Source organism: Paenibacillus dendritiformis (assembly GCF_945605565.1).
GTDB lineage: Bacteria > Bacillota > Bacilli > Paenibacillales > Paenibacillaceae > Paenibacillus_B > Paenibacillus_B dendritiformis_A.
The window spans coordinates 2,555,087-2,567,803 of record NZ_OX216966.1 but is presented as its reverse complement, the minus strand read 5'-3'; the positions used below and the strand labels follow the sequence as shown (position 1 = coordinate 2,567,803).

Annotated in this window: 9 protein-coding genes; 1 reads left to right on the top strand and 8 read right to left on the bottom strand. The window is 58.5% G+C overall.

Annotated features, from left to right (window positions below; translation table 11 throughout):
* Positions 1-395 precede the first annotated feature (395 nt).
* From NNL35_RS11205 to NNL35_RS11180, 6 genes are all read right to left on the bottom strand, one after another.
* Positions 396-1,598: an IS256 family transposase gene (locus tag NNL35_RS11205; RefSeq protein WP_254553370.1), complete on the bottom strand. Its 1,203-nt coding sequence runs from the start codon at positions 1,596-1,598 to the stop codon at positions 396-398.
* 472 nt (positions 1,599-2,070) lie between these two features.
* A complete protein-coding gene (locus tag NNL35_RS11200) occupies positions 2,071-3,504 on the bottom strand; it encodes an NAD-dependent malic enzyme (protein ID WP_006676994.1) in 1,434 nt (477 codons plus the stop codon).
* Positions 3,505-3,868: 364 nt separating this feature from the next.
* Positions 3,869-4,780, bottom strand: a complete 912-nt coding sequence (locus NNL35_RS11195; protein WP_006676993.1) for a hypothetical protein — start codon at positions 4,778-4,780, stop codon at positions 3,869-3,871.
* A gap of 107 nt (positions 4,781-4,887) precedes the next feature.
* On the bottom strand, positions 4,888-6,537 hold the full coding sequence (locus NNL35_RS11190; RefSeq protein ID WP_006676992.1) for a UDP-glucose--hexose-1-phosphate uridylyltransferase: 1,650 nt from the start codon (positions 6,535-6,537) through the stop codon (positions 4,888-4,890).
* 14 nt (positions 6,538-6,551) lie between these two features.
* Positions 6,552-7,541 carry a UDP-glucose 4-epimerase GalE gene (gene galE / locus NNL35_RS11185; protein WP_006676991.1) on the bottom strand — a complete coding sequence of 330 codons (990 nt, stop codon included), beginning with the start codon at positions 7,539-7,541 and terminating at the stop codon, positions 6,552-6,554.
* Positions 7,542-7,544: 3 nt separating this feature from the next.
* A complete protein-coding gene (locus NNL35_RS11180; RefSeq protein WP_006676990.1) occupies positions 7,545-8,738 on the bottom strand; it encodes a galactokinase in 1,194 nt (397 codons plus the stop codon).
* Positions 8,739-8,980: 242 nt separating this feature from the next.
* Here NNL35_RS11180 and NNL35_RS11175 point away from each other — a divergent pair, with 242 nt between their 5' ends.
* Positions 8,981-9,931, top strand: a complete 951-nt coding sequence (locus NNL35_RS11175; protein WP_006676989.1) for an AraC family transcriptional regulator — start codon at positions 8,981-8,983, stop codon at positions 9,929-9,931.
* A gap of 345 nt (positions 9,932-10,276) precedes the next feature.
* Here the strand turns inward: NNL35_RS11175 and NNL35_RS11170 are convergent, their stop codons facing one another.
* The gene (locus NNL35_RS11170; protein WP_006676988.1) at positions 10,277-11,767 is read right to left on the bottom strand and encodes an FGGY-family carbohydrate kinase; all 1,491 of its coding nucleotides are present in this window, start codon (positions 11,765-11,767) and stop codon (positions 10,277-10,279) included.
* 6 nt (positions 11,768-11,773) lie between these two features.
* Positions 11,774-12,562, bottom strand: coding sequence for an NAD-dependent protein deacylase (locus tag NNL35_RS11165; protein ID WP_006676987.1), 789 nt, complete (start codon positions 12,560-12,562; stop codon positions 11,774-11,776).
* Between the last annotated feature and the right edge of the window lie 155 nt (positions 12,563-12,717).

The window sequence follows — 12,717 nt, the reverse complement described above, 5'->3', positions numbered from 1 at the left end:
AAGTGCCTTAGGCATATTTTAACTGGTTATTCGCCGACGTCAATACTTTTCGAAAATAAAACGCCGTTTCAGGCGGTTGGAAAACCCCTGTTTTTTCGGAGGGGTGATTACCTAATCGAAACTTGGCATTCAGGGCGTCATCGCCTTCTGGAGACATCATAATCTCTTGGGGTTTTAACGTGTGGAGGGAATTGCTGCTATTTTACAGGATTTTCGGCTCAATGAGTCCACATTTCGAGGAATTGCTGCACAGCTACATCATTTTTGGACCTTTTGAGCTAAGTCGAAGAGAAACGGGTGAAATTGCTGCAGTTTTACAGGATTCCCTTTCTGGTGAAGTCAAGTCCAAATTTATGTGTAAATTCCTCAATGAGATTGCCAGAGCAAAAAGATGCCTAAGCTGCAGGCTTGTTTAGCTTCTTCCTCCACTCATGGTACTCTTTCATCTCGATATACTTTTTCCCAGCAGACCACTTTTCGTCCTGCTCAATCAACAAGGCTCCAAAAAGACGAAGGACAGAGGCTCGGTTGGGAAAAATGCGAATGACGCGTTCTCGCCGCCGCAACTCGCCATTTAGACGTTCTACGGCATTTGTGGTGCGCGTACGTATCCGACAGGCAGCCGGAAGTGCCAAGATCGCTGTCGCATCGTCAAAGCCCTCTTCCAAGACCCTCATGGCTTTTGGAGCTTTATCTTCAAATGCTTCTTGTGTCCGTTTCAGCAGTGTACGGGCACTGGTCTCGTCCGCAGCTTCGTAGATGGCCCTTACATGGGCCTTCAATTCATCACGGCATGATTTAGGAGCAGCGTCCAGAATATTACGAATAAAGTGGGTTTGACACCGTTGCCAGGTTACGCCTTGGAAATGTTGCCGAATCGCACTAACCAAACCACCGTGATGGTCGCTTGTAATGACATCAATACCGTGCAACCCGCGACTTTTGAGGTGCGTAAAGAAAGCCCCCCACGTTGCTGCTGACTCGGTATCATCTACGGTAAGTCCAAGCAGTTCCCGATAGCCCTCCGCATTAATCCCTGTGGCAATCATCACGCCACGTGAGCGCACACGGCCGTCTTCCCGGACTTTGACGTACAGGGCGTCGACAATAAGAAAAGGGTAGGCCTTGTCCAGTTTTCGGTTATTCCACTCTTCTATGAGGGGATCCAGCTGTTTGCAGAGCTCACTAACTGTTGATTTGGAGAACTCTGTCCCGCATAGTTCTTCGGTGATATTGCTTACTTTTCGCGTTGACACACCATTAAGTACCATCTCCATCATGGCTAAGACAAGGGCCTGCTCGCTTCGTTGGTAACGAGCAAAGAGTTCCGTAGAGAACTGACCGCTGCGGAAACGCGGTACTTGCAGGGTTAATTGACCCACCCGTGTTGTCAGCCGATGAGGGTACGTTCCATTACGGTAACCTGCACGCTCTTCTGAGCGCTCGTAGTGTCCTGCCTTCAACTGTTCCGTTGCCTGCGCCTGCAAAACTTGATTCAAGATAGATTCTAATAAGGTCGCTATCCCCTCATCTCTTGATTCGGATAAAAACAGTTGATGCAAAAGTTGTGAATCTAGGGTAATCTGGTATTGAGTCATAGCTAGATCCTCCTTTGGAATGTTGTCTCGACAACCTCATTCTATACGAGGATCCTTGCTATGGCTCTACTTTTTTGCCATTTTCTTTTTACACAATTATATGGACTTAGCTTCTGGTGAAGTCGTCCCTACCGAATTGCTGTATTTGTGCAGGATTTTGCCTACTGAATCAACGTGTCTTGAGAAACCGTGCAGTTTTGAGGACTTCGCCTATCGGATAGACATTTCATTGTGCAGTTTTCAGGCACTTCGATCAGATAAAATTTTTCTACTGAGAGACAGGTCCTGATGAAGTGCCCAAAAATCCTTTGGACTTTCTAAACAGCCTGCGTTTGGAAACCTTTTCACTAATTAGAGTTCAAAAAAGCCACCTTCCCCGGAAATGAAGAGAAGATGGCTGTCTGCCAAGCTTACGAGCGCAGACGGTTGGGCGATGGAGCTGGCGCCCCAGTCCAGCATCGTCTGTCAGCGGCTACAGCTTGCCTGTATTTTCCCGATAATCACGGCGGCGCGCCACGCCGTCCTCATAGGCCGCATTGACAACGGCGTCCCGCACCTTCGTCACGACAAGCGGATTGAATACGCTCGGGATAATATACATTTCATTCAGTTCTTCTTCGGAGACGACCTCGGCAATCGCCTGAGCGGCCGCCAGCTTCATGTTATAAGTCACTTTGGATGCGCGGCAATCCAGCAGGCCGCGGAACAGGCCCGGGAAGCAGAGCACGTTGTTAATCTGGTTCGGATAATCGGAACGGCCCGTTGCAATGATGCGGGCAATATCCTCGATCTCGTCCGGATCGATCTCCGGCATCGGGTTCGCCATCGCGAAGATGATGGGATCCTCGTTCATCGTCTCCACATGCTCCCGCTTCAGCACGCCAGGGCCGGAGACGCCGATGAACACATCCGCCCCCTGGATGACGTCCTGAATGCCGCCCTGCTCACCGTTCGGATTCGTCTTGGCTGCGTAGCCGTTCCATGCCTCGTTCTCGTACTGCACGCCGCGGACCAGCGCTCCATGGCGATCGACGCCGATAATATTGTTCGCGCCCGCCGCGAGCAATATATCAGTGCAGGCCATGCCCGCCGCGCCGATGCCGCACAGGACGATTTTGCAATCCTCCAGCCTCTTGCCCACAATCTTCAGCGCATTAAGCAGACCGGCCAGCAGTACCACCGCGGTGCCATGCTGATCATCATGGAACACCGGAATATCGAGATTCTCCTTCAGCCGCTGCTCAATCTCGAAGCAGCGCGGCGCCGAGATGTCCTCCAGATTAATGCCGCCGAAGGCCGGGGCAATCGCCTGAATCGTCCGCACGATCTCATCCGTATCCTGCGTGTCCAGACAGATCGGGAACGCGTCGACGTTCGCTAGTTGCTTGAACAGCATCGCCTTCCCTTCCATGACCGGCATCGCCGCCATCGGGCCGATATCGCCCAGGCCGAGCACTGCGGTGCCATCGGAGACGACCGCCACGGTATCCCGCTTGATTGTCAGCGTGAACGCGCTGGACGGATCTTCATGGATGGCCATGCATACCCGTGCCACGCCCGGCGTATAGACCCGGGACAAGTCGTCGCGGTTCCGGATCGGAACCTTGGGCTGCATCTCGATCTTGCCCCCGAGGTGGAGCAGGAACGTCTGATCGGACACGTTCACGACCTTCACGCCTTGAAGCTGCTTCAGGCGCTTCACGACCCGATCGCCGACACTGCCGTCATATACATTGACTGTAATATCTCGGACTGTGGATACCGGCGTGCCGCGAATGACGTCGATGGCGACGATATCGCCCCCGCTCTCGCCGATGGCGGCTGCGATTTGCGCGAAGGTGCACACATTTTTGTCAATTTCCAAGCGAATAATAATGTTCGTACTGGATCCTAACGATTTAGCCATTCATCCACACTCCCTGAAAGTGCTGCGTTATTGGCGGGTTATGTATGCAGCCTGTCCCTACGGGCGCCCGGCCAAGGCAATGCCCTTATTCCGCCCGGCTCCGCCGGACAGCGCACATCCCCCGGAACGTCGGAACGTCCAAAATTGGACCCCGTCGGCATTCCGCCGCATTGAGAGGGTTTTCCATTTTTTTCGTCCCTCTCTATTAATAACATAAACCCGCTCACTTGTGAAACCCTTTTCATCGTCAGACGTGAAATAGCCGTAGCCATTCATAATCAGGCAAAAACCCTGCCCCGCAGCGGCTTTGAGTCGTGCAGGACAGGGTTTTCTTTTGGCAGAGACCGTGAAGATTATGAAAATATTAAGATTTCGATTCTACCAATTTACTAGTCAGATAGGGTAAGATATCGGCGCAAGGAGCAAGCTTCCATATCTCCTTGTGAACCGCCTCTCCGCCAGGCGCCAACGCTGCCAGCGGCCCCAGCGTCTCCAGCTCCAATATTTTGTCGTTCGTATACAGCTCGAAGGAGCATCCGAAGTCGGGATAGACGGCCTCCTGCTGCGGTTCGTAGCTTTTTTCGAACAAGGTGCCATTCACGGCATAAGCCGCCCAGCCTTCCTCGTTATGCATGCCGAACTTGAACGCCCGCTCGATAGCGGCGCATTGGCGGACCTGAATGAAATCATCGCCCCAATCGACACGCTCGTCATTCATCTTCGTGTACGGCCACAGCGCGAAGGTCCGGTTCGGAAGAAATCCGGTCTCCCTCTTCGTCTGCGGTACGATAGCGATTCCGCCCGGAGCCATGACGGACAGCGCCCACGGCGCCAGTTCAATCGGCCATGGTCCATGATTGGCGATCCGGTGAATGACTTCAATCCGATCTCCCTGGAAGTGAAGCTCGATCTCCTTGGCCGTCTGCGTCCACGGCTCCACGGGAGCGAGCAGCTTCACTCCGTGCCCGGTAAGGACATATTGAACCGGCTTGTCATCCGGGCCATACGTGCGCGGGTATACCTCCGGGCTCGCCCACAGCCGATGCCCGCCGCGCAGCTTCCAGCCTTCCCCGCCCAGCGCCGCGAATTCCTCGCCTTGTTGCTTAACCGCTCCTTCCGTATCCTCGAAAAAGACGTTCTCGCCGCCCTTGAGGCTCAGATGCATAATCCGGATGCCGAAGCCGAGCGGAACGATAATGGTATACATCCCGTTCTCCAGCTTCAAGCTCTCTCCCCACCGCTCATGGGAAATGACGTCGATCTGCACTTGTGTCATAGATGGACCTCCTGTCCTGTTTCACATATCCCGCACATATCTCGCATATCCGCACTTATTCCGGCACACGCGGAAGCGCTCCGATCTGGCCAGCCAGCAGAGCCGGCTCAGCCCTGCGCCTTGAACCCGGCCTGCGCCAAGAAGCGGGCACAAGCTTCCCGCCCCTCGCGATCTCGCTTGAAGACGCCGGCATGGCCGAGAATTTCTACGAACTTGCAGCCGATATCATGGCGGATGACCCGGTTCGCTTCCGCTTCGTCCAGCCGGGTTCCATACCGTTCGACCAGCTCGTCAATCCATACGGCATGCGGCTTCAGCGGATCCTGCTCCGTCAAGCTCGCGCGCGCCGCCTCCCAATCTTTTTGCCCGGCCAGCAGCCTTGCAATCGCTCCGGTCTCCGCCAGCAGCCGTCCTGGAAGAATGGCCAGTCCCATTACTTCAATCAGGCCGATATTTTCTTTCTTAATATGGTGAAGATGACGATGCGGATGGAAAATGCCTTCCGGATGCGCCTCATCCGTCCGGTTATTGCGCAGCACGAGATCCATCTCATACCGGCCCCCCCGGCGGCGAACGATCGGCGTAACCGTATTATGCCGCGTCTGCCCGCCGGGACCTTCCGTGCTGGCGAGGATCCCGGCTTGCTCATCGCTGTAACCTTGCCAGAACCGATATAGATCGTCGGCCGCATTCAGCAGCGCTTCCCGCTCGTCGGCCGTCAGGCGGAGAACGGACATCGGCCAGTCGACAACCCCGACGCGGACGCCTGGATGCGCCGCATGAACATGCGCTTGCCCTGTCGGCGCCTTCTCGATCGGGAACGTATGCCGCCCCGCCTGGAAATGATCATGGCTCAGAATCGATCCGCCCACGATCGGAAGGTCGGCGTTCGACCCGATGAAATAATGCGGGAACTGCTCGGTGAACGCCAGCAGCCGTGCGAACGTGTCCCGGGTCAGCTTCATCGGCACATGCTCTCTCCGGAATACGATGCTGTGCTCATTATAATAAACATAAGGAGAGTATTGGAAAAACCACGCTTCCCCGTTCAATTCCAGCGGAATAATCCGTAAATTTTGGCGCGCCGGATGATTGACCCGGCCCGCATAGCCGACATTGTCCGCGCACAGCAGACATTGCGGATAATCGGCCGCCGCGGCCTGGCCGGCTTGGGCGATCTCCTGGGGGGTCTTCTCCGGCTTGGACAGATTGATCGTCATCTCCATCTCGCCGAATTCGCTCGGATGCAGCCAATACTCATTTTTCCGAATGCGATCCATCCGTATATAATTGCTGTCCTTGTTCAAGGCATAGAAATCGTCCGTCGCGGCGGCAATCCCCTGCTCCGCCCACAGCGTCCGGAAGCGGGCCTCCGTCTCCGACGGGCGCGGCATAAGCAGGCCCATCACCTTGGCGTCCAGCAGATCCCGCCAGGTCGTCGTATTGTCCGGCAGCAGCCCGCTCGCGGCGGCCTCATCCAGCAGCGCCTCCAGCAGCTTCTGCGGTTCATCCGGAACATCGCTCCACTCCGGGGCCAAATACCCTTCACATGGCTCGTCTAACCGGAACAGCTCCAGCAACTGATTGCGGGCATACGGCATGTCCAGCGTTCCGATCATATTCCGGTTCCGCGCGTAGCGAATCAGCTTCTCGATCAGCTCCGCCGTGCGCGCCGCATCCGGCCGCGCCGCCGCTTCCGTCCGCACTGCATCTGGCTGCTCCGATGCCGCCGTCCCTGCTCGTTGCTCGTTCGCCATGATGTCCTCCCCCTCTATTTGTTGGCGTATCCGTCCGGATGGGCTTGATGCCAGCGCCAGGCGCTCTCGATAATCTTCTCCATATTGTCCCGCTTCGGCTGCCAGCCGAGCACGGCCTTCGCCTTGTCGGCAGAAGCGATCAAGACAGCCGGATCGCCTGCCCGGCGTTCGTGAATTGCCGTCGGAATCGTCAGACCAGTCACGCGCTCCGCCGTCCGGATCACCTCGAGAACCGAGAAGCCGTTGCCGCTGCCCAGATTGAAAATCTCGCTCGCCCCGTCCTTGCGCAAATAGTCGACTGCAAGCAAATGCGCGTCCGCCAAGTCGCTGACGTGAATATAATCACGGATGCATGTGCCGTCATTCGTCGGATAGTCGCTGCCGAAGACGGAGATCTCGCTTCGCTTGCCCAGCGCCGTCTCCAGCACAATCGGCACGAGATGCGTCTCCGGCTGGTGGTCTTCCCCGATCCGGCCGCTCTCATGCGCGCCGGCGGCATTGAAGTAGCGCAGCGAGACGTAGCGGATGCCATGCACCTGGTCGAACCAGCGCATCATTCGCTCCATCGTCAGCTTCGTCTCTCCGTACACATTCGTCGGATTCGTCGCGAACGTCTCCTCGATCGGCGTCCGTTCCGGCTCGCCATACGTGGCGGCCGTGGAAGAAAAAACAATCCGCTTCACGCCGAACTGCTGCATGACCTCCAGCAGCACCTGCGTGCCGTGCACATTGTTGTCATAATATTTGGCCGGATTGCTCATGCTCTCTCCGACGAGCGAGTACGCGGCGAAATGAATGACCGCATCGAATGTATGCTGCTTGAACACGCCTTCCAGGAACGCCTTGTCGCGAATATCCCCGACATGAAGCGTGCCGCCGAGAACCGCGTCCGCATGCCCCGTCTCCAACGAATCGACGACGACGACCTCTTCGCCGCGATCCAGCAATTCCGCCACTGTATGGGAGCCGATATACCCTGCCCCGCCTGTAACCAGTACTGCCATCACTTATTCCCCCTTCGCTGCAAGCTTGTTGCCGCTGTCCTGTTCCTTCACGCCGTCGCCGACGCTGCATACATAGAATTCCGCCGGCAAGCCGGTGCGCCGCTGATACGCCTCCCCGACACGCTCAATGAAGCGCGAGACGGCGCTCTCCTTCACGAGCGAGACGGTGCAGCCGCCGAACCCGGCGCCCGTCATCCGCGAGCCGGCCGTGCCTTCGATGCGGAGCGCCTCCTCGACCATTACATCCAGCTCTTCGCAGCTGACCTCGTACAGATCGCGCAATGATTCATGCGATGCGATCATGAGCTGGCCGAACCGTTCCAGATCATGCTGCTGCAGCGCCTCGACCGACTGCAGCACTCGCTCGTTCTCCGCGATGACATGCGCGGCCCGCTTGCGCACCACCTCATCCTGAATGAGATGCTTCTTCGCTTCATAGCCCGCAGCGTCCAGTTGAGCGAGCAGCTCCAGATCAGGGAACCCCTGCCGCAGCTCCTGCACAGCCTCATCGCATTGAGCCCGGCGTTCATTATACTTGGAATCGACAAGCCCGCGCCGCTTGTTCGTATTGCCGATAACGAGCTTGTAGCCTTCCGTCCGGAACGGAACATGCTTGAATTCAAGCGTGTCGCACATAAGCAGAATGGCATGATCCTGCTTGCCGTTTGCGACGGCGAACTGGTCCATAATGCCGCAGTTGACGCCGACGAACCGGTTCTCCGCCCGTTGGGACAGCTGCGCGATATCCGTCCGATCGATCGGATGGCCTTCCAGCGTCAGCAGCGCATAGGCCACAGCGACCTCGAGCGATGCCGAGGAAGACAACCCCGCTCCGTTCGGAATGTCGCCGTGCACCAAAATATCGTAGCCCCGGCTCAACGCCCGTCCCGACTTCGCCAGCTCCACGATCACCCCGACGGGATAATCGGTCCATTCCCCGGTCTTAGCATCTGCCGTCTCGTCGATCGTCAACTGATAAGGAAAATTCGTCGAAGACAGCCGGAGCATGCGGTCGGATCGCGGACGAATCAATAGCGTCGTGCCGAACTCCAGCGCTGCCGGAAGCACATACCCTCCGTTATAATCAATATGCTCGCCGATAAGGTTCACACGACCTGGAGCATGGAAAAAACGGACCTCGCCCTCACCGCTCCCATATTGTTCCTCAAAATGAGCCGCCAATTGCCGAGCATCCATGACGATGACCTCCTCCATTTTGTTTGCATTTTTATTTGCATGTTGCTTTGCTTTTACGCAATATACCGTTCTGTTACAAGCATACTCAATCCGAGCCGGGTATGTAATACAGTGATGTGCGCATGATATGGATAAATATGACCTCCATCATGGACTATGATATAATGCTTATAATACGTGTTCAAGAAGGCCGGTTTTCAACACCGAGAAGATTGCGTGAACTAGAAGAAGGAGGACATGTCATGACAGACCATGCTGACCCAGGCCAGTCGGCCCAACCGGTCTCAGCCGCGGAGTTGACTGGAGCGGCCGCGCCAGAGACATACACCGTCGCCTCCAATCCGATGCTAGCCGGCTGCCGGGGCCTTCATGTCTTGTTTTCCGGCGAGAGCCAGACCCGGCCGTCTCATAAGCTCGGCCCGAAGCTGGTCGATTACTATTTGCTTCATCACGTGATGGGCGGATGCGGAACGTTCACGAGCGAAGGCGTCACGTACGAGCTGGGACCGGGCGATGCCTTCCTCATCACGCCGAACCGCCTTGTCAGCTATGCTTCCGATGCGGACAGGCCCTGGCACTACCGCTGGATTGCGTTCCAGGGAGAAGGGGCGGCCGATCTGGTGAGCGCCGCCGGCTTCGCCTCCGGGAGTCCGGTCGTCCATGCCGGACCCGACTCGGAGGCGCCGGAATGGATGGAGCGCATCCGCGCCTCTTTCCAGCTGCGGCGCTCCTCCGCCCATCTGACAGCCCTCGGCTGCCTCCATCTCATCCTGTCCGATTATGCGGACCGCCAGGCCGGACCGGAAGCCGGGCAGCGGCTGAAGCCCGAGTCCGAGATCGAGCATACCGTGCGGCAGATGATTCACATGATGTCCACCCAATACGCCTATCCGCTGTCCATCGAGCAGATCGCGGACAGTCTCGGCTACAGCCGGGCGTATCTGTCCCGCATCTTCAAGCGCGTGACTGAGATGACGCCGGTCACCTACCTGCTGAAGCTGCGGATCGACAAAGGCCGCCAGCTCCTGCGCGAGCGCGCGGATCTGACCATTGAACAGATTGCCGCCTCCGTCGGCATCCCGGATGCGCTTTATTTCTCCCGGCAATTCCGCCGCTTCTATGACCAATCCCCGACAGCGTACCGGTCCAAGTTCTCCCCGCCGGGAGACTCCGGCAACAGCTCGCGGGGATAGGCTCCTTCAGTGGCCAGGGACAAGCCGTAAGCCCGGCAGCTCCGCTTGTCCCTGCCACCGTACTGCATGCTCCCGAAGCTCAGACCTCCCGCAAGCTGCCGCCCCTTAACTCGCGCTCCCTGACCAGAGGGGGGAGTCATGTAAAGAGCAAAGAGCAGCAACCCTTGTCTGCTTACCTTTGCCCCACACCTCTTCCCCAATCCCGTGCCTCCCGTTCTCCATTCGCCTCTCGCATCTAACCTTCTCCCGAGCCTAACCTGCTCCCCAGCGCCATTCCACGCGCAAAAACGCCGCAGCCCGCGGCAAAAACAACGCCCGCAGCTGCGGCTCTCGTTCCACATCGCATTATCTGTTCAGGCTGCGCAAATGCGCCGCCATCGGCACATACAGCCCTTCATATGCCTGGCGGTACTGCCCATGCCGCTCAGCGTCCGGCTCATACGCCTTCACGCCGCGGCTCTGCAGCGCCTGGCGCACCTCAGCCGCGCTCCCGAAGTGACCCCCGCCGAGCGCAGCCGCGCAGGCCGCTCCCAGCATCGTCGCTTCCTCAATCGGCGGCACGAGCAGCGTGCTGTTCGCGATGTCCGCCTTCATCTGCAGCCAGGCTGCCAGCTGCGTGCCGCCGCCGACCGCATTCATCCGCCGAATCGGATGGGCGGACGTGCGCTCGGCGCTCTGCCGGATCATTTCGAGCTGGTAAGCCGTCCCTTCGAGCACGGCCCGCAGCAGCTCCGCCTTGCCGTGCGATTTCTCCAGGCCGACGAAGGCGGCCCGTGTCTTCGAATTTGGATGGGGCGCTCCGCTGCCCGACAAATACGGGAAGAACATCACTTCGCCCGGCCCGTCGTTGATGCCTGCGGTCATCTCCTGTATCTGCTCATAGGCAAGCGCCTCATCGGCCAGCAGGCGGCGAATCCATTCGACCGCCCCGCCGGAGGAGGCGTTGCCTCCCATCCAGAAGCCGCAGCCCGGCACGACGTGGTAGCCGTACGAGAGGCCGGTCTCGAACTCGGCCTGCCCAAGCGGCTGCATCGCCATCGTACCGACCAGCGTCTCGGCCGTCCCCATCGAGACATACACATCCCCCGGTTCGATGGCTCCTACCGCCAGCGCCGCGCAGACATGGTCGTGCCCGCCGATGGCGACCTTCGTGCCGCCGCTCAGCCCGAGCCGGGCAGCCAGCTCCGGATGGACTGTCCCGAGCGTCGTGCCGCTCGGCAGCACGTCGGGGAAGATGGCCGGATCGAGGCCGAAGCCGCGAATCCAGGGCTCATCCCAGCCGTTCTGCCGCATATCGTAGGCGAAGGTGCGCGTGGCGAGCGACGGATCGAAGGCCATCGCCCCGGTCAGCCGGTAAGCGATATAGCCGGAGACGGACAGCCAGCCCGCGTCCCGCAGCATCGCCGGGTCGCGGTCCTGGAGCCAGAGCAGCTTCGCGAGACCGTGCTTGAACGACAGATGCAGCCCGGTCCGCTGGAACAGCTCCAATGGGGTGCCCTCCTTCCGGATGCGCTCCGCATGCGGCGCCGAGCATGTCTCGAACCAAGGCAGCAGCGGGGATTGCACCTCCCCGGTGCTGCGGTTGACGAGCAGGCCGCTCTCCGCCATGCTCGTGATGCCGATGCAGGACACCGGCTTGTCCGCATGCGCGTCCGTCAGCTCGCGAATCATCTCGGCGACATCGTTCCACATCGCCTCCGGCTGATAGATGACATAGCCTTCCCCGCTATCCTCCGTCAGGGTCGGACGGCTCGTCTTGGCGACAAGCCGCCCGTTATCTTCATACAGGCCGACCTTGCGGTTCGTCGTGCCCAGGTCGATTCCCATCATCCACATGATGCCTTACCCCTTTCGATGAGCCATAATCTCGTATGCAGCCTCGAACAGCGCGCCCATCGGTTCCCGGTAGACGGCAGCCGCGCGGTAGTCCATACTCGTCGGCGTCCGGTTCGCAATGACGATATCCGCCCCGGCGGCAAGCCGGACGAAGCTGGCCGCCGGCATGACATTCAGCGAGGTGCCCCCCACGATCAGCAGGTCGGCCCGCCGGATATGCTCCACGGCGCGGTTGATAACCTCCTCATCCAGCGCCTCCTCATACAGCACCACATCCGGCTTCACCATGCCCCCGCAGCCCGGACAGTGCGGAATCGGATCCTTGTTCTCCGCGACGATGCCGAGATCATGCTCCGCCCCGCATGCCATGCAGCGGTTGCGGTGCACCGAGCCGTGCAGCTCGCACACCTCGCGGCTGCCTGCCGCTTGGTGAAGCCCGTCAATATTTTGCGTGACGACCGCCTTCACGATCCCGTCCTCTTCCAGCTTGGCCAGCGTCCGGTGCGCTCCGTTCGGCTCTGCGCCGGGGTGCAGCATCTTCGCCCGGTAATAGCGGTAAAAGGTCACCGGATCCCGCTCGAAGAAGGATCGGCTCAATATCATTTCGGGCGGATACGCGAACGCTTCCGCTTCTCCGGCCGAGAACAGTCCCCGGTCAGAGCGAAAATCAGGGATTCCGCTCTCCGTCGATGTCCCGGCCCCGCCAAAAAATACAGTGTAACGGCTCCGGCCCAGCCGGTCTGCCAGCTCGGCGGCATGGGCTTGGCCGTCCGCATCCAACATGTCGATCTTCATTTTCGCATCGGCCCCCCTTAACAATTCTTCATCCTTACCAGTATAGCCGAACGAGGACGGGAGGAAAAGGAAACGAGCCTCCCCCACCCCAGAGAGGCCTCCGCCCTTCCGAACGAGAAATGCGAATAAACCGGAACAGGGCGAAGCCTCCTTAC